At 61.0% G+C, this 26,892-nt stretch carries 27 protein-coding genes; 16 read left to right on the top strand and 11 right to left on the bottom strand.

The window, feature by feature from the left end; translation table 11 throughout:
- The first annotated feature begins 97 nt into the window (after window positions 1-97).
- Complete coding sequence (locus BWP39_RS16500; protein WP_096722671.1) at window positions 98-436, top strand: hypothetical protein; 339 nt, start codon at window positions 98-100, stop codon at window positions 434-436.
- Between the two features lie 140 nt (window positions 437-576).
- The gene (locus BWP39_RS16495; protein WP_096721876.1) at window positions 577-1,419 is read left to right on the top strand and encodes a hypothetical protein; all 843 of its coding nucleotides are present in this window, start codon (window positions 577-579) and stop codon (window positions 1,417-1,419) included.
- A 324-nt stretch (window positions 1,420-1,743) separates the two neighbouring features.
- Here the strand turns inward: BWP39_RS16495 and BWP39_RS16490 are convergent, their stop codons facing one another.
- The 3 genes from BWP39_RS16490 to dnaN form a co-directional block, all read right to left on the bottom strand.
- A complete protein-coding gene (locus tag BWP39_RS16490) occupies window positions 1,744-2,739 on the bottom strand; it encodes a hypothetical protein (protein WP_096721874.1) in 996 nt (331 codons plus the stop codon).
- A 55-nt stretch (window positions 2,740-2,794) separates the two neighbouring features.
- Window positions 2,795-3,574, bottom strand: coding sequence for a hypothetical protein (locus BWP39_RS16485; RefSeq protein ID WP_207556855.1), 780 nt, complete (start codon window positions 3,572-3,574; stop codon window positions 2,795-2,797).
- A gap of 64 nt (window positions 3,575-3,638) precedes the next feature.
- Window positions 3,639-4,745, bottom strand: coding sequence for a DNA polymerase III subunit beta (dnaN, locus tag BWP39_RS16480; protein ID WP_157915149.1), 1,107 nt, complete (start codon window positions 4,743-4,745; stop codon window positions 3,639-3,641).
- A 176-nt stretch (window positions 4,746-4,921) separates the two neighbouring features.
- On the opposite strand from dnaN, the gene BWP39_RS16475 reads away from it, so the two are divergent.
- A complete protein-coding gene (locus tag BWP39_RS16475) occupies window positions 4,922-5,230 on the top strand; it encodes a HigA family addiction module antitoxin (RefSeq protein WP_096721870.1) in 309 nt (102 codons plus the stop codon).
- Between the two features lie 123 nt (window positions 5,231-5,353).
- Here the strand turns inward: BWP39_RS16475 and BWP39_RS16470 are convergent, their stop codons facing one another.
- Both BWP39_RS16470 and BWP39_RS16465 read right to left on the bottom strand, forming a co-directional pair.
- A complete protein-coding gene (locus BWP39_RS16470) occupies window positions 5,354-5,815 on the bottom strand; it encodes a nuclear transport factor 2 family protein (RefSeq protein ID WP_096721868.1) in 462 nt (153 codons plus the stop codon).
- A 40-nt stretch (window positions 5,816-5,855) separates the two neighbouring features.
- The gene (locus tag BWP39_RS16465; RefSeq protein WP_096721866.1) at window positions 5,856-7,877 is read right to left on the bottom strand and encodes an oxidoreductase; all 2,022 of its coding nucleotides are present in this window, start codon (window positions 7,875-7,877) and stop codon (window positions 5,856-5,858) included.
- Window positions 7,878-8,031: 154 nt separating this feature from the next.
- Here BWP39_RS16465 and BWP39_RS16460 point away from each other — a divergent pair, with 154 nt between their 5' ends.
- Window positions 8,032-8,571 carry a PadR family transcriptional regulator gene (locus BWP39_RS16460; RefSeq protein ID WP_096722667.1) on the top strand — a complete coding sequence of 180 codons (540 nt, stop codon included), beginning with the start codon at window positions 8,032-8,034 and terminating at the stop codon, window positions 8,569-8,571.
- 8 nt (window positions 8,572-8,579) lie between these two features.
- On the opposite strand, the gene BWP39_RS16455 is transcribed toward BWP39_RS16460, so the two are convergent.
- Window positions 8,580-9,005, bottom strand: a complete 426-nt coding sequence (locus BWP39_RS16455; RefSeq protein ID WP_096721864.1) for a MarR family winged helix-turn-helix transcriptional regulator — start codon at window positions 9,003-9,005, stop codon at window positions 8,580-8,582.
- Between the two features lie 5 nt (window positions 9,006-9,010).
- Entirely contained in the window at window positions 9,011-9,874 is an 864-nt protein-coding gene (locus tag BWP39_RS16450) for an alpha/beta hydrolase family protein (RefSeq protein WP_096721862.1), read from the bottom strand.
- Between the two features lie 385 nt (window positions 9,875-10,259).
- Between BWP39_RS16450 and BWP39_RS16445 the strand changes: the two genes are divergently transcribed.
- The 5 genes from BWP39_RS16445 (at window position 10,260) to eutC (ending at window position 15,974) form a co-directional block, all read left to right on the top strand.
- Window positions 10,260-10,976, top strand: coding sequence for a hypothetical protein (locus tag BWP39_RS16445; RefSeq protein WP_133116888.1), 717 nt, complete (start codon window positions 10,260-10,262; stop codon window positions 10,974-10,976).
- A gap of 84 nt (window positions 10,977-11,060) precedes the next feature.
- A complete protein-coding gene (locus BWP39_RS16440; protein ID WP_096721858.1) occupies window positions 11,061-12,107 on the top strand; it encodes a glycosyltransferase family 9 protein in 1,047 nt (348 codons plus the stop codon).
- Between the two features lie 235 nt (window positions 12,108-12,342).
- Entirely contained in the window at window positions 12,343-13,746 is a 1,404-nt protein-coding gene (gene eat, locus BWP39_RS16435; protein WP_096721856.1) for an ethanolamine permease, read from the top strand.
- Window positions 13,747-13,791: 45 nt separating this feature from the next.
- Window positions 13,792-15,189, top strand: a complete 1,398-nt coding sequence (locus tag BWP39_RS16430; RefSeq protein ID WP_096721854.1) for an ethanolamine ammonia-lyase subunit EutB — start codon at window positions 13,792-13,794, stop codon at window positions 15,187-15,189.
- On the top strand, window positions 15,186-15,974 hold the full coding sequence (gene eutC / locus BWP39_RS16425; protein ID WP_207556853.1) for an ethanolamine ammonia-lyase subunit EutC: 789 nt from the start codon (window positions 15,186-15,188) through the stop codon (window positions 15,972-15,974). Before BWP39_RS16430 ends, eutC begins: the two co-directional genes overlap by 4 nt.
- A 31-nt stretch (window positions 15,975-16,005) precedes the next feature.
- Here the strand turns inward: eutC and BWP39_RS16420 are convergent, their stop codons facing one another.
- Together BWP39_RS16420 and adh are read right to left on the bottom strand one after the other, a co-directional pair.
- Window positions 16,006-16,395 carry a DUF779 domain-containing protein gene (locus BWP39_RS16420; RefSeq protein WP_096721850.1) on the bottom strand — a complete coding sequence of 130 codons (390 nt, stop codon included), beginning with the start codon at window positions 16,393-16,395 and terminating at the stop codon, window positions 16,006-16,008.
- Between the two features lie 91 nt (window positions 16,396-16,486).
- A complete protein-coding gene (adh, locus tag BWP39_RS16415) occupies window positions 16,487-18,007 on the bottom strand; it encodes an aldehyde dehydrogenase (protein ID WP_096721848.1) in 1,521 nt (506 codons plus the stop codon).
- A gap of 375 nt (window positions 18,008-18,382) precedes the next feature.
- On the opposite strand from adh, the gene BWP39_RS16410 reads away from it, so the two are divergent.
- Window positions 18,383-19,474, top strand: coding sequence for a helix-turn-helix domain-containing protein (locus BWP39_RS16410; RefSeq protein WP_096721846.1), 1,092 nt, complete (start codon window positions 18,383-18,385; stop codon window positions 19,472-19,474).
- A 97-nt stretch (window positions 19,475-19,571) separates the two neighbouring features.
- Here BWP39_RS16410 and BWP39_RS16405 read toward each other — a convergent pair whose 3' ends face one another.
- Entirely contained in the window at window positions 19,572-19,880 is a 309-nt protein-coding gene (locus BWP39_RS16405) for a zinc ribbon domain-containing protein (RefSeq protein WP_096721844.1), read from the bottom strand.
- Between the two features lie 51 nt (window positions 19,881-19,931).
- On the bottom strand, window positions 19,932-21,998 hold the full coding sequence (locus BWP39_RS16400; protein ID WP_235851430.1) for a heavy metal translocating P-type ATPase: 2,067 nt from the start codon (window positions 21,996-21,998) through the stop codon (window positions 19,932-19,934).
- A gap of 174 nt (window positions 21,999-22,172) precedes the next feature.
- Here BWP39_RS16400 and BWP39_RS32345 point away from each other — a divergent pair, with 174 nt between their 5' ends.
- The 6 genes from BWP39_RS32345 (at window position 22,173) to BWP39_RS16375 (ending at window position 26,887) form a co-directional block, all read left to right on the top strand.
- A complete protein-coding gene (locus tag BWP39_RS32345; protein ID WP_235851429.1) occupies window positions 22,173-22,520 on the top strand; it encodes a hypothetical protein in 348 nt (115 codons plus the stop codon).
- Window positions 22,521-22,581: 61 nt separating this feature from the next.
- Entirely contained in the window at window positions 22,582-23,013 is a 432-nt protein-coding gene (gene cadR, locus BWP39_RS16395) for a Cd(II)/Pb(II)-responsive transcriptional regulator (protein WP_096721840.1), read from the top strand.
- An 85-nt stretch (window positions 23,014-23,098) separates the two neighbouring features.
- Window positions 23,099-23,284 carry a hypothetical protein gene (locus tag BWP39_RS16390; RefSeq protein WP_096721838.1) on the top strand — a complete coding sequence of 62 codons (186 nt, stop codon included), beginning with the start codon at window positions 23,099-23,101 and terminating at the stop codon, window positions 23,282-23,284.
- Window positions 23,285-23,310: 26 nt separating this feature from the next.
- The gene (gene dbpA, locus BWP39_RS16385; protein WP_096721836.1) at window positions 23,311-24,705 is read left to right on the top strand and encodes an ATP-dependent RNA helicase DbpA; all 1,395 of its coding nucleotides are present in this window, start codon (window positions 23,311-23,313) and stop codon (window positions 24,703-24,705) included.
- 173 nt (window positions 24,706-24,878) lie between these two features.
- On the top strand, window positions 24,879-26,033 hold the full coding sequence (locus tag BWP39_RS16380; RefSeq protein WP_096721834.1) for a pyridoxal phosphate-dependent aminotransferase: 1,155 nt from the start codon (window positions 24,879-24,881) through the stop codon (window positions 26,031-26,033).
- A 56-nt stretch (window positions 26,034-26,089) separates the two neighbouring features.
- The gene (locus BWP39_RS16375; protein WP_096721832.1) at window positions 26,090-26,887 is read left to right on the top strand and encodes an ABC transporter substrate-binding protein; all 798 of its coding nucleotides are present in this window, start codon (window positions 26,090-26,092) and stop codon (window positions 26,885-26,887) included.
- The last annotated feature ends 5 nt before the right edge of the window (window positions 26,888-26,892 follow it).

The following is a 26,892-nucleotide window of genomic DNA, read 5'->3' as shown; positions in this document are numbered from 1 at the left end:
GACGCCCATTAGAATGGATAATGATGCAACCGGTGTCCTCTCAAGCTATCGAAGTGGCGATACCCTTCAGCAGCTCTTCAACGCGACGGAGGAACACATGACAAACGCATCCGGGGCGACCATCAACCAGCAGACACCACCGTCCGAGGCGCTGCGAACCTTAGCGGAATATCTCGAGCTGTCACTCGACGCAGGCGCAAGCCTCGCCGTGATGCGCCACACCCCCGACACCGCCACACTCTACATAGGCGACCCATCAGGCCCGCGAGAGGAATTGAAGCGCCGCGGCACGATTCCAGCGACGCTCGCCAACGAAATCCTCGACGCGACGCAGGCGGGCGCGAACCTGATCGAAATCGGCGGCAGAACATACCGGTTCTTTCGCAGCTTCACGCACATCGACGAAATCCCGGCCGTCGTATTTTCTTCGATTTGACGGAACGGACAGCGTCGTATTCTCGGTTCACCCATCGCCGGCGAGGCGGAGACCGGTGCGCGCACATTGGCCGACAGCAGGCAACAAATATACAAAGAGCGACAACCAGTACCGATCAACGCCACGAATTGGGGAGCACTATGGAATCAATAACGATCGGGCAATGTTTTAAGGGTGCCTGGAAAGACGCAGGGCCAGCTCTTCGCTACAGACCTCGGGCGGTCTTGATCATATTCGCGCTTCTGGCGATCATCACCTACGTACAGAATGCGTTAATGCTATTAATCCCATCGCCCGTGGTGATAGCCATAGCGACCTATGCGCACGAAGCCATTTACCTGTTCCCCGTGATATTCATCGTCATCGAGTTTTTCGCTTTCGCTGGCTTATCGGTGCAGGTCGAGCGGCATACCCTCCTCGGTGCCGATGCGGCGAGGTCGCTAGCTTTCTTCGACAAGGCATTCTGGAAATTCGTCGGCGTGTGTCTGCTGCTCTGGTTACTCTTTGCGGTGGCTATGACCGCTCTCTTTGACGCCGTGATGCTCATGCCGCGTTTGCGTGATCCTACGGAGCAAGGTTTCCTCGCGGACCATGCCACCGATCTCGCCTGGTTGGCAGGCATGCTGGCACTGTTCGCTATAGCGCTATTCGTCTCGATCAGGCTCAGCCTGCTGTTGTGTCACGTGGCCACAGGAGGGCGAACGTTGTGGCGCGCCGCATGGCGCGATACCAGAGGTCACTTCTGGAAGATCGTAGCGACCTATCTCGCGATCGGACTACCCATGCTGGTGATCACAATCGCTTACGGAGTAATCAAGACCGAATTTATCGCGGTGCTGTTGAGCCACGGGATGGAAGATCTGATCGTTTTTTGCCTGTCACTCATAGAGGCACTATGGATGATTTTCGCAATCGCGTTGGGTGCTGCCTGTTCCGTCTGGGTGTATCGCCGTTTTTCTAGCGCGATTCTGAGTACGACCTGAATACAGAAGAATCCATCCGGTCGCACCTTGAATGAAGTCTTCCATCCAACACGCACCGCGTGCTGCGTACGCTTGCCGCGGGTGTACCAGTGATCGCGACACCGGCGTGCGGCTTGAGCCGCATGCGCGGTGTCAGTGAGGTTCCGCCAGGTGATGCCGCTGCCCTGCGGGCTGCGCTGCTTACCGCACTGTTCGAAGAGCAGCGAAGCAGCTGCACGGTGGCAACGCCGAAATAATTCGTGACTTCGTTACCACCCTTAGGTGTCCGCTGCCGGGAACTCGTGATCTGATTGCGATGCGCTGCGAGCCGCCCAATCCCGGTGTTTATGGCCGAAATGATCGAGGCGGTGCTTGGCCCGTCTTTTCGAAAATCAACGTCCACGGTGAGTGGGCATCCATTCGCACATGCAACGCCGTGGTCCGCGACTTCAACTGTGCAAGCACGCTGCTGGCAGCGTTCTGCGCGCTGGCATTCGTTGGATCAAACAGCTTGACCGCATAGCTTGCGTAGGCAATGCTCGCTAGCCGGGTTGAGTCAGTTGTTTCTCCGATCAAGGTTTTGACTGCGGTAACCAGCGTGGGCCGATCCGCGGCCGCTGACGCAGCAAGGCATAAATACACAAGCACAGAGAGTTTTCGGGCGTCTGTGGTTTCGAGTAGCGCAGGCATCCGCGCTACGATCGTGCTTGAGCCTGACCCGTGCAGCAGTGCATTCCAGATCAGGACCGAAGACAGGTTGTTTTTCGCAGAAGTTATCTCGTCTGCCTCCGTCGACGCCTTCCCGGCATCCGCCAGCTCTACAAGCGTCCCTTCGATACCGGGTGCGGACCTGAGCGTTTCGGCTACATCCTGCGCCCACTCCGGGAAAATCATTCTTGTCGCGCTGAACTGTGCCTTACCTTCGGCAGACGGTTCCCATTGGAAAACAACCGTTCCGCCCTCTTTAAACGGCGAGTAAAAGTCGTCCGGCGTAGGGATTCGAATGCGCTGCTTCGGAACCTCCGTCCACGAATAATCTGCTCTGGAAGGAACGGATGAGTCGGCGGTGGCCAGCGTTCGCCAGGCGCCTTTCATCACGACCACATCGTGCGCATCGGCCGGCTGTACGATTTCTCCTGTGTCCACGTTGATATAAGCCCCGGGCATCTGGACGGTCCCGCTGTCGCTTGCTGGCTCGATAGCCGCAACAACCCAGTCCGATCCGTTGGACGCGCGATAGTCCGACAACTTCAGCGTAGCCGTGTCATGCACGGCGCGTGCCTCTGTGGTGATGACATAGTCGGCATGAGCATAAGGATGCGCTGCATCGGCGAGAATCATGGCCTTCTCTGAACAATTGACGGTGTTGTATCCGGTGAAGGAAACTCAAAATCAGTCAGCTGATACCTTCAGCTTTTTTTCGCGCAACGCGAGCGTTGGCCTCATCAATTAGCTCTTGAATGGATGTGTAGGCTGGATTATTTATTCTCAGCTTTTCCGTCTTACCTTTTCCACGCAAAAACATCCATTCCGGCCATGTCCGGATGCGCTCGATACTCCCAACGACAAATTCGCCACACGGAGGAATGTGCAAATCCTCAGCAGTTTTCTCGCCAGCGCCGTATGCCTCCCAGTCAGGACCGAAAACACGATCCTGACATGAGTCGTGCCAAAGAATCATCGGCTTGTCTTTCACCGACTCCGGAAAGTCGTCGAACACAAAGCCCTCTGCATACGATTGAGGGATTTTTTGCAGATTCCCTCGTACATCCCGGATTCCCACCAGCCAACTCATCCGATCGTCCTTGTCCCATTCCTGCCAGGGGTTGATCGCCTCGAGCAAGGGAGTACGCTCTTCGTTCTTTCCGATCATCAGGAACACGATGCTGCTGCCTGGATAGCCTCCACCATTATCAAAGGTATACGTCCCTTTGACTCGGATGATGCCGTTCGCGGGCACCTTCACCTCATACCCATCTTTGCCAGGAGTCAGATCAATACCGCCGGGCTGATCGAACAGGATAACGACCGGGCCCGAGTACTCCTGCGGAATCAGAAATATCAGGGGCAAGTGCGTACGCATTGCAAGTCCAACCCAGATCGCAGCACCGATCAGGAGGATGAGACAAATCCCGTAGCGAACCTTGAATCGATATCTCGACAGCTGCGGTGACATGATTCTTTTCCATAGATCCGGGGTACCACCAGGACGCGGATTTTTGCGCACACCAACGCGATCTTCAACCCCGCAGCGCCATGACAACGTATTTAAAATCCCCCATATCCTGCGCAGAAACCAACGCACTAAGACCCACCGGACTCAACTGAAAACACAACCGACTAGTCTTCAACGTACCCGCCACATCAAGCAGATATCGAATGTTGAAGCTCAGCTCCACATTCGCCCCCAGATAGTCGATCTGAATAGCCTCGACGGACTCCTCGTTGTCAGCGTTGCTAGCGAACACAGTCAGCTTGCCATCACCTGCAACACAGCGAATACTCCGAAATCGCTCGTTGGTCAGAATCACCGCCCGTTGCAGGCATGCGAGCAGTTGCAGCCTGTCCACAGAAAATTCAGCCTCGAAGCTAGTCGGAATGACACGCGTGTAATCAGGGTATCGTCCTTCGATAAGTTTGCAGGCAAAAGAAACGTTCGCGAATTCGAATTTCGCATACCGTGTCGACGTTTCTACGGATACCGGCGATTCATCGTCAGGCAACAGCCTGATCAATTCAAGGACGGCTTTCCGCGGCACGATGATCTCGCTATGTTTCGCGCCGCCTACGAGGGGAATGCTCGCAGTGGCAAGCCGATGACCGTCGATGGCCACTGCGGTCAGACGTGGTCCGGTAATCAAAAGAGCGCCATTCAGAAAGTAGCGCAGATCGTTATCGCCCATTGCAAAGTGGACGCTGTGAAGCAAACGCTTTAGCTCGCCAGCTTTCACCGAAACCGGCGCCGAGTCATCTCCGTTGCGCGCCGAGAGCGGATAGTCCTCAGGATTCGCCAGCTGCAGCTGTATGCGACTTCCCTGCGCGCGGACGAACAGATGTTTTTCGCTAGTCGAAAGCGTCAGTTCGGCATCCGGCATGGCACGCACGACGTCGAGCAGCTTGCGCGCGTTCACAAGCAATTCAGTGGCGCGTTGCCCGGTCTGAATCGCTTCGCGCGCCATGAGTTCAAGCTCCAGGTCCGTGCTTCGGAATCGAACCTCATCGCTCCCCGTCGAAATCAGCACATTCGATAACACCGGCAGCGTATTGCGCTTTTCCACAATGCCGCAAATCACCTGCAAGGGACGAATAAGCACGTCCCGTTGCGCCTTGAAGATAGCGATAGTCAAAGGAATGTTCCTTCAGGAAGGGGGGCGGCGATCGCACCACCCGTAACGTCACGATCACTGCACGAGTGGTCGGACAATAGGCTCGAATCAAGTGGCAGTCAACTGACAAGCATCACTTGTCTTTGACGTGCCGATCAGCTAGACTGGCAGCAATTCTTCGAAAACATTTCTCGCCCATGCCAAAAGCAGACGAACTCGACCATCCCGGTGTGACTGTCCGGCAGCATTGCCTCGAACGCTTCAATCTCACGGTCACGGAAGGCGCGCAGGCGTTGGGCGTCAGTCGTCAGGCGCTGACTAACCTGCTCGGCGGCAAGGCGGCCATATCGCCGGAAATGGCGCTGCGTCTGGACAAGGTATTCGGGGGCGGGGCGGAGACGTGGCTTCAGCGTCAGGTGCTCTATGACCTGGCCAAAGCGAGGGCACGACTGGACGAACTTAACGTCGTTCGCCTGGCACCGGCCGCGCAATCGGCGCTGTTCTGATTCGCGATCGCCGTTGCGCTCGATACAGAGAGGGGTATCGGAGGCTGCTTACCGCTGCAAGACGCAGCGATAGAGCGGATGGCCCAGAGCGGGCCAAACATCTAACCTCCGTGCAGTTGCAGCCTAAGCCTGCCCTTTGTAGGCCGTCAGCGGTCGCCCAATTCGCGCACCCATCTGCTCACCGAGCGCCTGCAGACCGCTCAGCGGCCGCACCATCACTTCGAATTCGACGATCTTTCCAGCCTCGTCGAAGCGGATGAAGTCGATTCCTTTGAGGTTCTTGTCGCCCACACGCGCGCTGAACTCGAGAACAACATTCAGACCGTCATCCGAGGCGGGCTGGCGGTGATACGTGAAGTCCTCGAATACCTGAAGCACGGTGGTCAACGCCAGTTGGAGCGCAGCCGCTGAGTGATACGGCGAGAACGCCATTGGCGAACGGAACACGACGTCCGGGTGCGTGATGGCACCAAGGCCGCCGAGATCGCGCCGCTCGATCATCGCGTGCCACGTGACGAGCGACGCCGCCGCCGCAGGATGCAAACCGGCGGGGACGGCAGAGTGATTCAGAGTAGTAGTCAACATGCTCTCCTGATGGAATGTGTAGAGCGAAACTGCAACGTCTTCAGAGCGTCGCCGCGAGCGTCGTGCCCTGCAGGATCGCCCGCTTCGCATCGAGTTCCGCGGCGACGTCGGCCCCACCGATCAGATGCACCGCACAGCCCGCTGCACGCAAGCCGTCGTACAGTTCGCGCAGCGGCTCCTGCCCCGCGCAGATCACGATGTGGTCGGCTGCCACGGTTTGCCGCTCGCCATCGATGGACACATGCAGCCCCGCATCGTCGATGCGCTCGTACGTTACATTCGACGACATCGCTACGCGACGCGCCTTCAGCGAAGTGCGGTGAATCCAGCCCGTAGTCTTGCCAAGCTGCTCGCCGACTTTGGTGGCTTTGCGTTGCAGCAGATGGACTCGGCGCGCCGACGCTTTGACGTGCGCCGCCTGAACGCCGCCGCGCGCGGAATAGCTAGTGTCGATGCCCCACTCGGCGTAGAACTTCGCCGGCTCGACACTCGCGCTCGCGCCTTCGTGTGTGAGGTATTCGGCAACGTCGAAGCCAATCCCGCCGGCCCCGACCACAGCAACATTCGCACCGACGGGTTTTTCATCGCGCAGCACGTCGAGATAGCTGAGCACATTGGCACCGTCTACTCCATCGATCTCCGGTACACGAGGCGTCACACCGGTCGCCAGCACAACCTCGTCGAAATGCCCGTCGATCAACTGCGCTACGTCAACGCGCGTACCAAGCCGCACGTCGACCCGATGCAATTCGAGCTGGCGTCGAAAGTAGCGCAACGTCTCATTGAACTCTTCCTTCCCGGGTATCTTCCTGGCGATATTGAACTGGCCACCAATTTCCGCGCCAGCCTCGAACAGCGTCACGTCGTGCCCGCGTTCGGCGGCCGTAATCGAGAAGCTCAGTCCCGCCGGACCGGCACCCACGACCGCGATCCGTTTGCGTTGCGTAGCGGGCTCGATCACGAGTTCGGTTTCGTGGCATGCGCGTGGGTTGACGAGGCACGAGGTAATCTTGCCGCCGAACGTATGGTCCAGACACGCCTGATTGCAACCGATGCAGGTGTTGATTTCATCGGCGCGCCCCTGCCGCGCCTTGAGCACGAACGCGGGATCGGCGAGAAACGGTCGCGCCATCGACACCATGTCGCACACGCCATCGGCCAGCAACTGCTCGGCGACTTCAGGCGTGTTGATCCGGTTGGTCGCGATGAGCGGAATGCCGACCTTGCCCATCAGCCGTTGCGTAACCCACGCATACGCGGCGCGCGGCACTTTGGTGGCGATGGTCGGAATACGCGCTTCGTGCCAACCGATGCCGGTATTGAGGATCGTCGCGCCAGCCGCCTCGATCGCCTGTGCAAGCTGGATGACTTCGTCGAGCGTTGAACCGCCTTCGACGAGATCGAGCATCGACAGCCGGTAGATCACGATAAAGTTCGCACCGACCCGTTCGCGCACCTGCCGCACGATCTCAGCGGCAAAGCGGATGCGGTTCTCGTAAGCACCGCCCCACGCATCCTCGCGATGATTGCTGCGCGCCGCGATGAATTCGTTGATCAGGTAGCCTTCCGAGCCCATGATCTCGACGCCGTCGTAGCCCGCATGCTGCGCGAGCGCGGCACAGCGGACGAAGTCGGCAATGGTCTGCTCGACTTCGTCGCCATCCAGCGCGTGTGGCGTGAACGGATTGATCGGTGCCTTGAGCGCACTCGGTGCAACGAGGGTGGGGTGATACGCATAACGGCCGAAATGCAGGATCTGCATGGCGATCTTGCCGCCTTCGGCATGCACCGCGCGCGTCACGATGCGGTGGCGCTCGGCCTCCGCTTCCGTCGTCAGCATTGCTCCGCCGGGAGCGGGCCGACCGCGTTCGTTTGGCGCGATGCCGCCCGTGACGATCAGGCCGACTTCACCGCGCGCCCGCTCCGCATAGAACGCAGCCATGCGCTCGAAACCGTTCGGCACTTCTTCCAGGCCAACGTGCATCGAGCCCATCAACACACGGTTTCTGAGGCTCGTGAAGCCGAGTTCAAGCGGCATCGTCAGATGCGGATAGGGGTTCATCGAAAGCGTCTCCGTCTATGCAACAAGTTGCACGAATACTAGCCGGCAGTCTGCTTTAATGCAACTAGTTGCATTAAATTTTCCAGGAACGATCCTGTGTCCCCAATATGGCAAGATGCGCGTATTCCCGTGGCCCTTGCTGATCCGATTCGACATGTCCTTGCCTCACGCACTCCTCACTTCGCTGGCCGAACGTTCCGGTTCCGGTTCGGAACTCGCGGACCGTTTCGACCGCTCGATCGGCTATTTCTGGCAGGCAACCCATCAGCAGATCTATCGCGAACTGGGTCGTCTGGAGGACGCGGGCTGGATCGAGTCGTTGCCCGCTGAGTCGGGGCGCGGCCGCAAGCGTGCCTACCGGATTCTGCCGGCCGGCAAAAAGGAGCTGCGTCGCTGGATCGCTGAAAGCGACGACCCTACGCCGCTTCGCGACGAGTTGATGGTGCGGTTGCGTGGGGAGGCGGTGCTAGGTCCTGTTGGACTGGAGACGGAAATCGAGCGGCGTCTTGTGCTGCATCAGGAGAAGCTCGATCTGTATCGGGAAATCGAGGCACGTGATTTCCCGGGGAACCCCACGTCGCGAGCGGCGCGTCTTCAGCACCTGGTGCTCAAGGCGGGCATCGCGCAGGAACAGTTCTGGGTGGATTTTTCTCGTGAGGCGCTCGATATCCTGAGCGAACCAAAGCCGGAATGAAGCAACCCCTAGCTGGGGAACCGTTCACGCACGGCGGCGAGCCACCGGCAGACAACCTCCAGTTCGTGATCGTCAAAGCCCTCGGTCAGCGCTTCGTTCAACGGACCGAGTTGCTTCTTTGCCTGTGTCGCCGCAGCACGGCCAGATTTCGTGAGCCATAGCCGACTGCTTCGCCCGTCGAACTCGTCCATACGTCGTTCGATCAACCCGGCTTTCACCATCCGGTCAGCCAGTCCCGTCATCGCGGATGGCGCGATATCCAGTGCTTCCGCGACTTCTCCACTGAGTGCACCGTCCTGTCGCTGGAGAACGAACAATGCTCCGGCATGAGTGACACTGATTCCAGTCTGTTCGGCGGCCTGCCGGTCCAGATAACGCTGCAGTGCTCTTTGAGCCGTGTTCAGAAGGAACACATATCTACGATCCCGTGCCATTCATTTCACTCGAATGTGTGTTGTTCAAGCCATTGCGTGACGATGGGCCATAACGTATCGGCGTGATGCCGCCTGAAGAAGCCAAGATGTCCGATCGGTTGGTTACGGCTGTCAGACGGGTTGAATTGCCGGCGTTCCACCTGGCAGTTCGACAGTTGTCCTGCGATGAGATCGATTGCTTCGACGGGCGCCCAACGGTCGTCGCTCATGCCGAGCGACAGTATAGGCAGGCTAGGCCGCCGAAAGCGCTCAAGTGCCTGTGTCTCAGGATCGTCGAAAAAGTACCTTGGCAAGCTGGTCCAGCGCGACCAGTCGAGCATGATCTGTCCAGGAAGATCTTCGCCAATGCCGAGCTTGCGCCCCGGAGCAAAGCCAATGGTTCGCGCACAAAGCGGGCCCAATACCTTGAGAAGCAACGCGACTCGCAGACGCTCGCTCCATGGGCGAATGAAGCGCAGGCAACCTGCGTGCGCGCAGATCATCACGGCCCCTGAGAGCAGTTGACTACTCGCGCTCAGGCCGATCGCGTGTCCACCAAAGCTATGGCCAACGACCAGATGAGGAACGGGTTGGTATCGCTCGGAGGTCCACCGGGTGACCGCTTCGACATCCTGGTCGGCCCACGTCATGAACCCGGCATCAAGCGACTTCGGGTGCGGCCCTTTCTTGCCCACACCGCGATAGTTGTACGTGACGACGTCGAATCCATTCGCGACGAGATGCTCGGCGAACGCAAAATACATGCGCTCGGTGACGGCGGTGGCGGGATTGATCTGCACCACCGCCTTCGCCGTTCGTTCGGACTGATGCGTCGTCACCTCCAGCAAAAAGCCGTCGGCGCAGCGAACGGGATAAGAAGTCGTCGGCATGTTTTTATTTCGTGTGCGAAATACATTTATTAACATGCGAAGTATTTATCGGCAACTCGCTTGATTGAGGGTTTATTCGAATCTGCCGGCACAGGGCGGCCGCGTCTTTGGTTCGTGGGCGATCGCTGCGCGAGCGGCAATCGCTCGCTAAAAGGGAAGGCGTATTCTTTGCCGCATGGGAACGATACGAGGCAGGAGGGCGCTTCGATTGAGCTGCGCTTGCTCAGGACGAAGGTTTTGCTGATCAGACTCATCTGTGCTGTGCAACAAAGCGCATTACAGGCTTTTCGAGTGTGATCGATCTATCATCAGCGATGCCCGCACCGTTCAACGCAATGCATGTATCGTATGCACCGTTCTTCTGGACTTCTGGAGCAAGCTCATCATGCGTGATTTTCAACCGAAATCCAGGCTCTTTCGCACACACATGTTGCTCGCACTCATGACACTGACCGTATCCGCTTCTTCACACGCGGCCAGTTCAGAAGCGATCAACGCAAACGCAACCCCATGTGCAAAAGTCGACGCAGGCTACGCAATCGACGACAGCGTGCGCGGCGCTTTCGGCTCGAGCAATCACGTAAATGCCTGCATCGACGTACTGCGCGCCCACGAAGATGAACCGCGCCGCTTGCGTATCTTCGTCGATGGAAAAGGCGTCCTCTCGAACGATGCCGTCGCGATGGGTCCGGGAGAGGGTGGCGCCGAGGGCGATCCGCTTCAGCCGCTCGAAGTGAAAGGCGGTTCCCTGGTCGTGCAAAACACCGGCGGTGGTGGTCCGCTGCGCTGGATCGAGACATGGCATCTGACGATACGTGACGGACAATGGGTCATAGCAGGATGGGACGAAGAGAGTTGGGATTCGCATAGCGTCGCGGACGGCGGTGGCGACTTCCATACGAGCGTTAATGCATTGACGGGAGACATACACGCGAACTACGACCCTCCGGACGATGACGATACCGCGAAGCGCTCGACGCACCATGTCTGCAAGTTGCCACCCGAGTGGCGTAGCCCAGCCATCGCACAGGTCGCCGCGATACGCGGCAGAAGCTGGAATTGCGACGCAAAACTTGCGAAGCCACTACGCAGTGGTGGCTAATGCGGTCAGTATTCAGCGGTCGGTTCTAGCGAGAATCCGCAGGAACCTGTCGCCAACATTCAACTTTCCCGTACAGCTCAACCCATGACTTTCCTGGACCCCGTTTCCGCACTATCCAACCCCGGCTCGCTTCTCTCACACGACGAGCAGATCGTCGCCTCCTACGATCTTGAAGTCACTGATGCACCCGTAGAAACCTATCGCGCCTTGTCGACCGTCGCAGCAATCAGAAACGCCAACATCACGCCCTTCAAAATGGACTATTCGGGCGTGACTCACGTGCACGTCATCAACGGAATGGGCGTCGCGTTAGGCGATTCGATCATGGGGCTCACCGCGCTGGCCGCCATCAAGAAGCAGCATCCGGGCTTGTCTTTCACGATCTATCGTCCCAACCAGGCGCCGACGTACGTGAAGCAGCTATACGAACTCGCAGCGCCGGTTTTCGGTTCGGTAGTCGATCTTCCGGTTCCCCTCGCATCGCTTCCCAAGGACGAACTCCAGCTCGACATCGGCAATCATCTGTTCTGGGTGAACTTCGCGTCGATGCCGATGATCGACTTCTTCTTGTGGGCACTCGGCATCGAGCCGGGAGATATCGCCGCACAAGACAAATCGAATGACTGGCTCAAGCAGGCCGCTGTGCCCGCACTGAAAAGCGCATGGGCGCCGCAAGAGTACGTGCTGCTATGCCCGACAGCCAGCACACCGGTACGCAGCATTCCCGATTCATTCCGCGCTGAAGCGGTAGATCGTCTGTGGGAAAAATTTCATCTTCCGGTGCTGGGGTTCGGCGCGATCGCGCATGAGCGCTACACCGACATCACATCGCTATCGCCCGACACGGCGCACTTCCTGACGTGGGTAAAGAATGCGCGTTTCCTCCTCACGTCGGACACCGCGGCTGTCCACATTGCAGCTGGATTCGATGTCCCCACCGCGGCCTTCTTCACGACGATCCCCGCCGACATGCGCGTTCGCGACTATCGGCACTGCACGTCCGTCGATCTCGATCTCCCCGAGCTTCAAGGCATGCACGCGAGCGGTCGCGCGCACGACCTGGAGACCGTCGATCGCGCCTATGCCAGGTTGAAGGCGACAAAATGGGCTGAGCGGATGCTCGTCGGTTAGAGCCGATCATCCCGCAAGCATAGGCAGGAAAAATAACCCGCCCCGATTGAGCCGATACCGCAGAATCGACCGATACCGGCCGCCGCCTCTACGAGCGGCCAGATTGGCCGAACTAGCCAGAAACATTGCCGATTTTCGATAACACCTCGATTTATGGCTCTCTACCATCGGTAAAAGCCTGTCTGCTGGCCCGCCTCGTGCGGCCGCGATGGGCTGCCTACCTCAGGAGAGTCCGGTGAAATCAGAGTCGAAGGGTCAGCATGTCGGCAAGGTGACGCACCACGAGTTGCAGCAGACGCTCGGCACCTGGCAGTTATGGGGCATTGCGGTGGGTCTCGTCATTTCCGGCGAGTATTTCGGCTGGAGTTACGGTTGGGCGACCGCCGGCACACTCGGTTTCGTCGCGACGGCGGTCTTCATCGCGGCGATGTACACGACCTTCATCTTCAGTTTCACCGAACTCACCACCTCGATTCCGCAGGCCGGCGGCCCGTTCGCCTATGCGCGGCGTGCGTTCGGCCCGACCGGCGGCTTTATCGCCGGCGCGGCGACGCTCGTCGAGTTCGTGTTCGCGCCGCCCGCCATCGCACTTGCCATCGGTGCCTATCTGCATGTGCAGTTTCCCGGGCTCGAACCCAAACACGCGGCGATGGGCGCGTATCTCGTGTTCATGGCGCTCAACATCGTCGGTGTGCAGGTCGCAGCGACGTTCGAGCTTTGCGTGACGCTACTCGCAATCTTCGAGTTGCTGGTGTTCATGGGCGTCGTGTCGCCGGGCTTCGAGTGGGCGCATTTCACGAAAGGCGGGTGGTCCGGGTCCGATCATTTCAGCTTTGGCTCATTCCACGGCATGTTCGCGGCGATTCCGTTCGCGATCTGGTTCTTCCTCGCGATCGAAGGCGTCGCGATGGCCGCCGAGGAAGCAAAGAACCCGAAACGCTCGATCCCGATCGCCTACGTGACGGGCATCCTGACGCTGGTCGCGCTCGCGGTCGGCGTGATGGTGTTCGCGGGCGGCGCTGGCGACTGGACCAAGCTGGCCAACATCAACGACCCGTTGCCGCAAGCGATGAAGTACATCGTCGGCGAGAACAGCGGCTGGATGCACATGCTCGTGTGGCTCGGGCTGTTCGGCCTCGTCGCATCGTTTCACGGCATCATCCTCGGCTATTCGCGGCAGATCTTCGCGCTGGCGCGTGCCGGCTATCTGCCCGAATGGCTCGCCAAGGTTCATCCGCGCTTCAAGACACCGCATCGCGCGATTCTCGCGGGCGGCGTGATCGGCATCGCGGCGATCTATAGCGATGAGCTGATCCAGTTCGGCGGCCAGACGCTGACTGCGAACATCGTGACGATGTCGGTATTCGGCGCGATCGTGATGTACATCATCAGCATGCTGGCGCTGTTCAAGCTGCGTCGCTCGGAGCCGCAGATGGAGCGGCCGTTCCGCGCGCCACTGTTCCCGTACTTTCCGGCATTCGCATTGGTGGCCGCGGTGATCTCGCTTGCGACGATGGTCTACTTCAATTTCCTGGTCGCCGTGGTGTTCGCCATCTTCGTGGCGCTCGGCTACGTCTACTTCCTGTTGACGCGTCATCAGCGCGAGATCGCGCCCGCCGATGCGTTGCTCGAAGAGTGACGCAACCGTGATAGACGCACACAGGACGGCAGCCGGAACACGCTCATGAGCTACGCCGAAACCATTGGTAGCCGCGTCTACCGCTTCGCCGACCTCAAGGCGTTGCTGGCGAAGGCCAGCCCGCTGCGCTCGGGCGATCAGCTCGCGGGTGTCGCCGCAGCGAGCGAGGAAGAGCGCGTTGCCGCGAAAATGGCGCTCGCACAGGTGCCGTTGCGCGCATTTCTCAACGACGCGTTGATTCCGTATGAAAGCGACGAAGTCACGCGTCTGATCGTCGACAGTCATTCGCTCGGAGCGTTTGCCGAAATCGCCCATCTGACGGTGGGCGATTTTCGCAACTGGTTGCTGACCAGCTCAACCGATGCGGCCGCGCTCACGCGCATTACCGCGGGATTGACGCCGGAAATGGTCGCGGCCGTATCGAAGTTGATGCGCAATCAGGATCTGGTTGCGGTCGCACGCAAGCGACCGGTGGTCACGCGTTTTCGCAACACGGTCGGATTGCCGGGCCACATGTCGGTGCGGCTGCAACCGAACCATCCCACCGACGACGTCAAAGGCATCGCCGCATCGATGCTCGACGGTCTGATGTACGGCTGCGGCGACGCGATGATCGGCATCAACCCGGCCACCGACAGCCTCGCCGCCATCACATTGCTGCTGCGGATGATCGACGATTTCCGCGAACGCTACCAGGTGCCGACGCAGTCGTGTGTTCTGACACACGTCACGAACACCATCGCCGCGATCGAGAAAGGCGCACCCGTCGATCTCGTGTTCCAGTCGATCGCCGGCACGGAACAGGCGAACGCGGGCTTCGGCATCTCGCTCGCGCTGCTGCAGGAAGCACACGAGGCCGCGTTGTCGCTCAAGCGCGGCACCGTGGGCAACAACGTGATGTATTTCGAAACCGGGCAGGGCAGCGCACTGTCCGCGAACGCGCATCACGGCGTCGACCAGCAGACCTGCGAGGTGCGCGCGTATGCCGTCGCGCGCCGCTTCGATCCGTTTCTCGTCAATACGGTGGTTGGCTTCATTGGCCCGGAGTATCTGTACGACGGCAAGCAGATCACCCGCGCGGGACTCGAAGACCACTTTTGCGGCAAGCTGCTCGGCGTGCCGATGGGTTGCGACATCTGCTACACGAATCATGCAGAAGCCGATCAGGACGATATGGACAACCTGCTGACGTTGCTCGGCGTCGCGGGGATCAACTTCATCATGGGCGTACCGGGTGCCGACGACGTGATGCTGAACTACCAGAGCACGTCGTTTCATGACGCGCTCTATGTGCGCGACGTGCTTGGCCTGCGACGTGCGCCGGAATTCGAAGAGTGGCTGGAATCGATGCAGATCGCCGATGCGCGCGGCGTGCTGCTGAGTGCATCGGCGGCGCGGCAACCGTTGCTCGAAGGAGCACGCGAATGGATGGATTTCCCATGAACGCCACAAACGATTCAATCGAAAAGAACCCATGGCACACGTTGCGTCAATTCACCGACGCGCGGATCGCGTTGGGCCGCGCCGGCAACAGCCTGCCGACTGCACCGTTGCTGGCGTTCAATCTCTCGCACGCGCAGGCGCGCGACGCCGTGCATCAGCCGCTCGATGCCGACGCGCTGCATGCGCAGTTGTACGCGAACGGCTATACGACGCTCGATGTACATAGCGCAGCACCGGATCGCGAGCACTATCTGCGGCGGCCGGACCTCGGGCGGCGGCTGTCGGACGATAGTCGCGAGGTGCTGTCGCGCGTCGATATCGAGCCGCCCGACGTCGTGTTCGTGATCGGCGACGGGCTATCGGCTTTTGCCGCATCGAAACAGGCGATACCGCTGCTGCAGGCGGTGTGCCCGCGGCTGGCGGACTGGCAGATCGGACCGGTGGTGGTGGCACGGCAGGCGCGTGTCGCGCTCGGTGACGAGATTGGCGAGCTGCTTGGAACGAAGCTCGTCGTGATGTTGATCGGCGAGCGTCCGGGGCTCAGTTCGCCGGATAGTCTCGGCGTTTATCTGACGTATGCGCCGAAGGTCGGGTGTAGCGACGCGCAGCGTAACTGCATTTCGAATGTGCGGCCGGAAGGGCTTGGTTACGACGCGGCGGCGCACAAGCTGCACTATCTGCTGACGCATGCGCGAAGGTTGGGGCTGACGGGCGTGGGGCTGAAGGACGATAGCGATGCGTTGCTAGAGGCGCCTGTCGCTAGTGTGCCGCTGACGGTGGAATAACGACCGACGCGGTACAGACAAACACGCAGGTTCACCCCGCCCGCTCCACCGGATGCGCATCCAGCCACACATTCTCGGCATCCTCGAAAAGCCGTGACCGCGTCAGAAAACGCAACCCTGTCGGCCGTTCAAGCGAAAACATGCCGCCGTTGCCCGGCACAGCATCGATGATGAGTTGCGTGTGCTGCCAGTATTCGAACTGCGATTCGCTCATATAGAACGGCACGCCCGCGATCGTGCCGAGCCGCACGTCCGAGCCACCCACCATGAATTCGCCGGCCGGGAAACACATCGGCGCACTGCCATCGCAGCATCCCCCCGATTGATGAAAGATCATTGGCCCATGTTGTGCCGCGAGCTGCTGGATCAACGCCACTGCCGCAGGCGTCGCGATAACGCGCGCTACATTGGGTTCTGTCATATGAGCATGCCTCGCTTAAAAAGCGGGCGAGCCGCGTACTGCGACCCGCCCGGCAGGAACAACTGGAACAAGGGAAGCAAAAACCTCAGGCTCAGAAGAAGCCCAGCGGTTTCTGACCATAGCTGACGAGCAGGTTCTTCGTCTGCTGATAGTGGTCGAGCATCATCTTGTGATTCTCGCGGCCGATCCCCGATTGCTTGTAGCCACCGAACGCCGCATGCGCCGGGTACGCGTGATAGCAATTGGTCCACACGCGGCCTGCCTGGATCTGCCGACCGAAGCGATAGGCGCGTGTGCCATCGCGTGTCCAGACACCGGCGCCGAGGCCGTAGAGCGTGTCGTTAGCGATCTCGAGCGCTTCGTCTTCATTCTTGAAGGTCGTCACCGATACCACCGGCCCGAAGATCTCTTCCTGGAAGATGCGCATCTTGTTGTGTCCGCGGAACACGGTCGGCTTCACGTAGTAGCCCTTGCTCAATTCACCGGTCAGCGTGTTGCGCTCGCCGCCGATCAGGCATTGCGCGCCTTCCTGCTTGCCGAGATCCACATACGACAGAATCTTTTCGAGCTGTTCCTGCGATGCCTGTGCACCGATCATCGTCGACGTGTCGAGCGGATGGCCCTGCTTGATTGCGCCCACACGCTTGATGGCGCGTTCGATGAACCGGTCGTAGATCTTCTCCTCGATCAATACACGCGACGGGCACGTGCACACTTCCCCCTGATTCAACGCGAACATCGCGAAGCCTTCGAGCGCCTTGTCGAAGTAGCTGTCGTCGGCATCCATCACGTCGGCGAAAAAAATGTTCGGGCTCTTGCCGCCCAGTTCGAGCGTGACGGGGATGATGTTCTGGCTCGCGTACTGCATGATCAGGCGGCCAGTTGTCGTCTCACCGGTGAACGCGATCTTCGCGATGCGCTTGTTCGATGCAAGCGGCTTGCCGGCTTCGAGGCCGAAGCCGTTCACGACGTTCACCACGCCAGCCGGCAGTAGATCGTGAATCAGTTCGAGCAGCACGAGGATCGAGGCGGGCGTTTGCTCGGCCGGTTTCAGCACGACGCAGTTGCCGGCCGCGAGCGCGGGTGCGAGCTTCCACGTCGCCATCAGGATCGGGAAATTCCACGGAATGATCTGGCCCACCACGCCGAGCGGCTCGTGAAAGTGATACGCGACCGTGTCGTCGTCGATCTCGGAGATCGAACCTTCCTGGGCGCGTATGCAGCCGGCGAAATAGCGGAAGTGATCGATGGCGAGCGGGATGTCGGCGGCCATCGTTTCGCGTAGTGGCTTGCCGTTGTCGATGGTTTCGGCGACCGCGAGACGTTGCAGGTTCGCTTCCATCCGGTCGGCGATGCGGTTCAGGATATTCGCGCGCTCCGCGGCCGGGGTCTTGCCCCATGCGGTTTTCGCGCGATGTGCAGCGTCGAGCGCCAGTTCGATGTCGGCTTCGCGCGAACGCGGAATCGAGGTGAACGGCTCGCCGGTAATCGGCGACACGTTGTCGAAGTATTCGCCGCTTACCGGCTTCACCCATTCGCCGCCGATGAAATTCGCATACTGCTTTTTGTACGGGAATTCAGTGGTCAGGAATTGCATCTCCGCGTGATTCATCTGTGTGCTCCTCACATGTGTCGAATGGTGTCGAATGATCGGTTGTCGGCGCGATGCTGACGCTCCGCAGGCCGTCTGATGCATACGCCAGAAGCGTGCCAATCCGCAGCGCCGATGACACGTCACGGTGCAGCGGGCACAGCGGTGAGGCATCGGTTGCCGATGTGTTCAATATTGTTCAGCGCGGGCGCGCCGTTTCTGCACAGGGCGTGCGAAGCTGTTCAGGATTTGAACAGGGCGGGTTGGCGCCGCGCGGGTTTGCGGTGCGGTGATCCGATCGGCATGGGACTTGCGTTGGGTTTGTGTCCTTTCTGTGTTTTGTTCCAGCGCGCGCGACGTGCTCCACCGGACTCACCGTTTTCTGGCCGATCCCGTATGACGAGCAATTCCTCCCGCATGGCGGCGCCCGCTGAGCGCGTCGCGCGCACCGCGACGCCGGGCCAGCCGCGCGGTTTCAGCGTGCAAACCTGCGTTGCGCACGATGCCGACGAGCAGGCGCGCAACCTGCACGGCTGGCGCCAGACTTACGATCAACTCACGGCGGGCCGCTTCGTCGGCACGTTGACCGAGCTGCGGCTCGATCACATGCAGGTCTTCTGCGAGACCACGAGCCATTCGCTGCGGCAGACCTGCGAAGTGCAGGCGGACGCGTACTGGTTCGGCATTCCAGTGCGGGTTGACGGCACGGGCCGGATCGATGCGCAACCGATCTTCGGCGACGCGCTGGCGTTTCGTCCCGGCGGTATCGAATTCGAATTGCTGACGCCGGCCGGCTATGAAATTCTCGGTGTCGTCGTGAAGGGTACGGTGCTGCGTCGTTACGCAGCGGATGTCGAACAGATCGGTCTCGCCGATCACGTGCCACGCACGGAGGTCGTGCCGATCGACAGCATGCGCAAGGCGCGACTCTGTGCGTCGTTGCGGCAGATTCTCGATGACGGTGCGCACGGTACTGACGGCGCCGACCATGCCGGCGATGGCGCGACACCCACTCGTGCACCGTTGTCCGCATTCGCACGCAACAACCTGCAGGCATCGGTGCTGGCGTCGCTATTCGACGTGGCGCCGTGGCCCGCCGAACCGGTGGCGATGCCGTCCCGGCCGCGCCGGCAATGGATCGTCTCCGAAGCGCGCGACTACGTGCTCGCCAACCGCGAGCGCCCGGTCAACGTGCCGGAGCTGTGTGAGCGTCTGCATGTGAGCCGGCGCACGCTGCAATACTGCTTTCAGGACGTGCTCGGCATGGCGCCGGCCGCCTATCTGCGCGCGATCCGTCTGAACGGCGCGCGCCGCGAACTCGGCGAAGCGGGCCGCAGCCCGTGTTCAGTTCAGGACGTTGCGGCCGCGTGGGGTTTCTGGCATCTGAGCCAGTTCGCTACCGACTACCGGAAGCTCTTCGGTATTCGTCCGTCGGAGACGTTGAAGGCTGCGCTCAGTAGCTACGACGAACACGTTATTGCGCATTGACGCGGATCGGTGCTGAGAAAGCTCCTTCGCTTACGTGTGCCGCTACTGAGCAAGCCCCCCGCTTACGCGGACCGGTACTGCGCAAGCCCCTTCCGTTTCACGCGGCCGCTTTCCCACATTGCGCACAGAACTTCGCACCAACTGGTCGCGCCGTTCCGCAGCCGTCGCACGCAGCCGGTGTCAAAGCGCCGCCGCATTGCTGGCAGAAACGCGCCCCGGGTGCGCCGAGCGTGCCGCAGGCCGCGCAGGCAATGCTCGCGGCTGGTGCTGCCGGCGGATTGCGATAGCGGCTGCCATCGTCGCGTGAATCGTGATGGTTGCGACTGCCCCAGCCGTCGTGGCTGCGTCCATGGCTGCTGCCTCGACCGCCGTGATGACCGCCGAGCATTTTTTCCCAGATTCCCATTTCGTTGCTCCTCAGTTGCGTGGGCGAGTACGCCGTCGCCCGAGCGGGGTGTTATTTACGCAGCAGCCTCAAACCGTTCGCGACAACCAGCAGACTCGCGCCTGCATCGGCGAATACGGCCATCCACATCGTGCCGAGCCCCATCACCGTCAGCGCGAGAAACACGGCTTTCACACCGAGTGCGAGCGCGATGTTCTGCACGAGCACCGAATGCGTTGCCTTCGATAACCGGATAAACAGCGGAATCTTGCGCAGGTCGTCGTCCATCAGCGCGACGTCCGCGGTTTCGATGGCGGTGCCGGTGCCCATCGCACCCATCGCGAAGCCGATGTCAGCGCGTGCGAGCGCGGGCGCATCGTTGATGCCGTCGCCGACCATCCCGACCACCGAGCCCTTCGCCGCCAGCCGGCCGATCGCGTCGAGCTTGTCTTGCGGCAACTGGTTGCCGTGCGCTTCGTCGATGCCGACCTGCTGTGCGATCGCTTCGGCGGTGTGGGGGTTGTCGCCGGTCAGCATCGCGGTCTGCACGCCGAGTTCGTGCAGCCCCATGATTGCCGCGCGGCTGCTGTCCTTCACGGTATCGGCGACTGCGAAGAGTTCGAGTACGCGTGCTTCGTCGATCAGCATCACGACTGTCTTGCCTTGCCGTTCGAGCGCATCGAGCCGCGCTTCGAGGGCCGGCGAGCAGCGTTCGAGTTCTTCGACCAGGCGGTGATTGCCGAGCGAATACGTGATTCCGTCGATCGAGCCGCGCACGCCACGCCCCGGCAGCGCCGTGAAATCGTCGACGCTCAGATGCGCGAGGCCATCCGCATCCGCGGCGGCCGCAACTGCCAGCGACACCGGATGATCCGAGCGCCCAGCCAGGCTCGCCGCAAGACGGCGGCAATACGTGCCGTCGACATCGGCAAACGATTCGAAGTCGGTCTGCACCGGCTTGCCGTGCGTGATCGTGCCGGTCTTGTCGAGCGCGAGCCAGCTCAGCTTGCGGCCGAGTTCCAGATACGCGCCGCCCTTGATCAGGATGCCGCGCCGCGCCGCCGCTGCGAGACCGCTGACGATCGTCACCGGCGTCGAGATCACCAGTGCGCACGGGCACGCGATCACCAGCATCACGAGCGCCTTGTAGACCCAGTCGTGCCACACGCCGCCGAACAGCAGCGGCGGAATCACCGCGACCGCGACGGCGATCGCGAAGACGATCGGTGTGTAGACGCGCGCGAACTGGTCGACGAAGCGCTGGGTTGGAGCCTTTGCGCCCTGTGCTTCCTCGACTGCGTGGATGATGCGCGCGAGTGTCGTGTTGTTGGCCGCAGCCGTCACGCGATAGTCGAATGAGCCTGACTCGTTGACGGTGCCTGCAAACACGAGGTCGCCTTCGGCTTTGTCGACGGGCAGGCTTTCGCCAGTGATCGGTGCCTGATTTACGCTGGAGCGCCCGGCAACGATCGTTCCGTCGAGAGCAATCCGCTCGCCCGGTTTCACACGCACGATGCTGTCCGGCGCGACGCCAGCGACCGGCACCGCGAGCCAGGTTCCGTCGTTCTGCTGCACGGTGGCCTGCTCGGGCGTGAGCTGCATCAAACCCTTGATCGCGTTGCGCGCGCGGTCGAGCGACTTCGCTTCGATCAGCTCGGCGATCGTGAACAGCACCATCACCATCGCTGCTTCGGGCCACTGGCCGAGAATCAGCGCGCCGGTTACGGCGATGCTCATTAGCGCGTTGATGTTCAGGTTGCCGTGACGAATCGCGAGCCAGCCTTTCTTGTAAGTGCCGAGCCCGCAACCGACCACCGCCGCAATCGCAAGTGCCGCGGCGAGCCACGACGGCGCGCCGAGCCAGCCAGCCGCTTCCGAGCCGATTGCGGCCGCGCCGGCCAGGGCGAGCGGCCACCAAGGCTTGTGCTGCTCCGGTACCGGAGCAGCAGGTGCGCCGCTGGCGTCGGGCAGTTCCGGTGAGAAATCGAGCGAGCGCAGTGCGGCGACGATCGGGCCCAGCGCGTCGGCGGCATGCTCGACGGTCAGCGTGCGTTGCATCAGGTTGAAGTCCATGCCATACACCGACGACATGCCGCCGAGGCGCTTGCGGATCAGGGCTTCTTCGGTTGGGCAGTCCATCTGCAGGATGCGGATGGGTGTGCGTACGCGGTCGCCGATTGTTTCGGCGCGCGAGAGCGGTGCGGTAATGGTGGGTGCGGGGGTGCAGCAGGCGGTGCTGGAGTCGGCGCCGTGAGCATGGCTGTGCGCGTGCGGTTTCGGGTTGTGACTGTGATCGCACGATGCGCCGTGTGCATGTTCGCCGGCACTGCCGTGGTCGTGGTCATGTTCGCGGGCGTGGGCGTGGTCGCACGACGCGCCATGCTCATGTTCGCCGGCACTGCCGTGATCGTGGTCATGTTCGCGCGCGTGGTCGTGATCGCACGACGTACCGTGTTCGTGCCCGTCGGCATGGTCGCGATCATGTTCATGGGCGTGGCTGTGATCGCACGGCCCGCCGTGCTCGTGCCCATCGACATGATCGTGATCACGCACATGCGGCGTGGCATGGCCAGCGCGAAGCCCCGTTTCATCGGCTTCCTGGCGGTGTGCAGCGTGGGTTTGACGCATGATAGTGGCTTCCGTGGAGGATTTGTGGTCTAGTAAACACCTTGAAGCCACTACAAGGTCAAGGCTTTCATTCGCCCTGCAATCCGGAGGCCCCATGAAGATCGGCGAACTCGCGAAGATTGCTCACTGCACGACGGAAACCATCCGTTTCTACGAAAAGGAAGGCTTGTTGCCCGAAGCCGACCGGACCGAGGCGAATTACCGCAGTTACACCGCCCAGCACGTCGAGCGTTTGCGTTTCATCCGCAACTGCCGTGCGCTCGACATGACCCACGACGAGATCCGCGCGCTACTCCAGCTCACCGATGCACCGGCCGACCAGTGCGGTGCGGTCAATTCGCTGGTCGACGAGCACATCGCGCATGTCGAAGCGCGGATCGACGAACTGAAGCAGTTGAAGACGCAACTGACCACGCTGCGCGAGCAATGCCGCGTCGAGCAGTCGGTTGAAGATTGCGGAATCGTTCAGGGGCTGACCGACATGCAGATGACGGCGCCGCGCTCGCGGCACACGCATCTGGGCTGAGCGGTCCATCGAATCAGCGCCTCGTACCGCGTGACACACGCGGTACGAGGCGTAATCCATCACAGCATCGAGCTGGAGAATCAACGTGTTCACATGTAGAAATCAACCCTGCAGCGCATCGTGGGAACAGTCGGAAGTCGTCATCAAGAACGAAGGCCAGGGCCTGTTGTTCCGCTGCCCGATGTGCGGCGCGCGCAATTACGTCGACCGCATCGAAGCGGAAGACGGCTCGGTCGTCTACGAGCAGCTCGACGGTCGTCCGTTCCTGTGAGCACCCGTTCCACTAACGCCACAGATATGAACAAACCCACCCCCGCCCCCTTCAGCCAGCTCGCGCTGCCGCCCGCCACGCTCGAGAACCTCACCCGTCTCGGCTATGTGGAGATGACACCGATTCAGGCAGCAAGCCTGCCGATCGCGCTGGCGGGTCACGACCTGATCGCCCAGGCGAAGACCGGCAGCGGCAAGACAGCCGCGTTCGCGCTCGCATTGCTTGCACGGCTCGATACGCGCAACTTCGCCGTCCAGTCGATGGTGCTGTGCCCGACCCGCGAACTGGCCGACCAGGTCACGCAGGAAATCCGCCGTCTTGCGCGCGCCGAAGAGAACATCAAGGTGCTGACGCTGTGCGGCGGCACGCCGATGCGCCCGCAAACGGCGAGTCTCGAGCATGGCGCGCATATCGTCGTCGGTACGCCGGGGCGGATCATGGATCACCTCGAACGCGGCAGCCTCGCGTTGCCGTCGCTGAATACGCTGGTGCTCGACGAAGCGGACCGCATGCTCGACATGGGCTTCTTCGATGACATCGCGACCGTTGCGCGGCAATGTCCCAAAGAGCGGCAGACGTTGCTGTTCTCGGCGACCTATCCCGACGGCATCGCGAAGCTGAGCCAGCAGTTCCTGCGCAACCCGAAGCAGGTGACGCTCGAAGAGCGGCATGACAACACGAAGATCCGTCAGCGGTTCTACGAGGTGACGGAGAACGAGCGGTTGCACGCTGTCGGGCAACTGCTCGAACACTACCGGCCGGTCAGCACGCTCGCGTTCTGCAACACCAAGCAGCAATGCCGCGATCTGCTCGACGTGCTGCGTGCGCAGGGCTTTCATGCGCTCGCGCTGCATGGCGAACTCGATCAGCGCGAGCGCGACCAGGTGCTGATCCGTTTCGCGAATCGCAGCTGCTCGGTACTCGTTGCCACCGATGTCGCCGCGCGCGGCCTCGACATCGCGCAACTCGAAGCCGTGATCAACGTCGACGTGACGCCGGACCCGGAGGTGCATACGCATCGGATCGGCCGCACGGGCCGGGCGGATCAGGAAGGTTGGGCGCTCAGTCTCGCGAGCATGAACGAGATGGGACGCGTCGGTAGTCTCGAGCAGGCGCAGGGGCGCGAAGTGGAATGGCATCCGCTCGCCGAGCTGAAAGCGACGAGCCGCGAGCCGCTGCTGCCGCCGATGGAAACGCTGCAGATTCTCGGTGGCCGCAAGGAAAAGATCCGTCCCGGCGACGTGCTCGGCGCACTGACTGGCGATCTGGGTTTCAGCGGTGCGCAGGTCGGCAAGATCAACGTGACCGAGTTCTCGACCTACGTGGCCGTCGAGCGCAGCATCGTGCAGGATGCGCTGCGCAAGCTCAATGCGGGCAAGGTGAAGGGTAAGAAGGTCAAGGTCCGGTTGATGGACGAGTAGGCTGTTTGGTGTGGACGCTCGCGCCGTTACCGCAGCCGTCGCATGACATAAACGCATGCCGCGCATGACAAACTTTCGATTGTGAGCGCCCGCCGGTTGATGCCTAATCGCCAGACCGGACGGGACCGCCATGTACATGGTGGCCCGCAGACCCGCCAGTTGGAGGACTACTCATGCAGAGCGCGATGCAGGCCCGCTCGAAACTGCCCGACGTCGGCACGACGATCTTCACCGTAATCGGTCAGCTCGCGGCCGAACACGATGCACTAAATCTCTCCCAGGGCGCGCCGAACTTTGCGCCGGACCCGAAGTTGATCGACGGTGTGGCGCGCGCGATGCGCGACGGACACAACCAGTACGCGCCGATGGCCGGCATCGACACGTTGCGCGAAGCACTCGCGCAGAAGATGGAGATGCTATACGGCACGCGCTACGACCCCGCCGACGAAGTCACGGTGATCGCGAGCGCGAGCGAAGGGCTGTATTCGACCATCAGCGCACTCGTGCATCCCGGCGACGAAGTGATCTACTTCGAACCTTCGTTCGACAGCTATGCACCGATCGTACGGTTGCAGGGCGCAACGCCGGTCGCGATCAAACTGTCGCTGGATGATTTCCGGGTGGACTGGGACGAAGTCGCCGCGAAGATCACGCCGAAAACGCGGATGATCATCATCAACACCCCGCACAACCCGACCGCGACCGTATTCGATGCAGCGGACGTCGAGCGCCTGAAAGCGCTGACGCGCAACACCGATATCGTGATCCTCGCCGACGAGGTCTACGAGCACGTCGTATTCGACGGCGCGCAACATCAAAGCATGGCGTGCTATCGCGAGCTGGCGGAGCGCAGCGTGATCGTGTCGTCGTTTGGCAAGTCGTATCACGTGACAGGTTGGCGCATCGGCTATTGCCTGGCACCCGCGGCGTTGATGAACGAGATTCGCAAGGTGCACCAGTTCATGGTGTTCTCCGCCGATACGCCGATGCAATACGCGTTCGTCGAGGCGCTCGCGCAACCGCAAAGCTATCTCGGCCTTGCGGCGTTCTATCAGAAGAAGCGCGATCTGCTCGCGCATGCGCTGCGCGAATCGCGCTTCGAACTATTGCCGAGCGAAGGCAGCTTCTTCATGCTCGCGCGCTTTCGCGGCTTCTCCGACGAACGCGACAGTGACTTCGTGCTGCGCCTGATTCGCGACGCGCAGGTGGCGACGATTCCGCTTTCCGCGTTCTATACGGACGGCACCGATTCGGGGCTGATACGGCTGAGTTTTTCGAAGGACGATGCGACGCTGATCGAAGGCGCGCGCCGTTTGTGTTCGATCTGAGGGATACGAAGCCGACGGCTTCGATGAGTTGAAATCACAGGGTAAGGGGATCGGTCATGAAGATAGTCAGAAGCCTGCTGGTGGCGGCGTGTGCGGTCGCGGCAGTATCCGCAGCGACAGTGTCAGCGTTTGCGGCCGATGTATCGACGTTGCGCTTTGGCCTCGAAGCGCAGTACCCGCCGTTCGAATCGAAAGCGGCCAACGGCGATCTGCAGGGCTTCGATATCGACATCGGCAACGCGGTCTGCGCAAACGCGCATCTCACCTGCAAGTGGGTCGAGACCTCGTTCGACGGATTGATTCCCGCGCTGCAGGGTCGTAAGTTCGACGCGATCAATTCAGCGATGAACGCGACCGAACAACGTCGTCAGGCGATCGACTTCACGAACATCATCTACCGTGTGCCGACCCAGTTGATTGCGCGCAGCGGCAGCGGTCTGCTGCCGACGCCCGAGTCGTTAAAGGGCAAGCGTGTGGGTGTGCTGCAGGCGTCGATTCAGGAGACGTTCGCGAAAGCGCATTGGGAAAACGCGGGCGTGAATATCGTCGCGTATCAGGATCAGAACCAGGTCTATACCGACCTCGTGGCGGGGCGTCTCGATGCGACGCTCGTGCTGGCGCCGGCCGGACAGACGGGGTTTCTGTCGCGACCGGATGGCAAGAACTTCGGGTTCGTTGGGCAGCCGGTGCGCGACGACCGGATTCTCGGTGGCGGTGTGGCGTTCGGTATCCGCAAGGGCGATAGCGCGCTGCGCGACCGCTTGAATGCGGCGATCGTGAAGATTCAGAGTGACGGCACGGTGAAGACGCTTGGGCAGAAGTACTTTGGCAGCATCGACGTGTCGCCGAAGTAGATCGC

Source organism: Paraburkholderia acidicola (genome assembly GCF_002362315.1).
In the GTDB taxonomy this organism is placed as follows: Bacteria; Pseudomonadota; Gammaproteobacteria; order Burkholderiales; family Burkholderiaceae; genus Paraburkholderia; species Paraburkholderia acidicola.
This window is presented reverse-complemented; position numbering and strand designations above follow the sequence as displayed.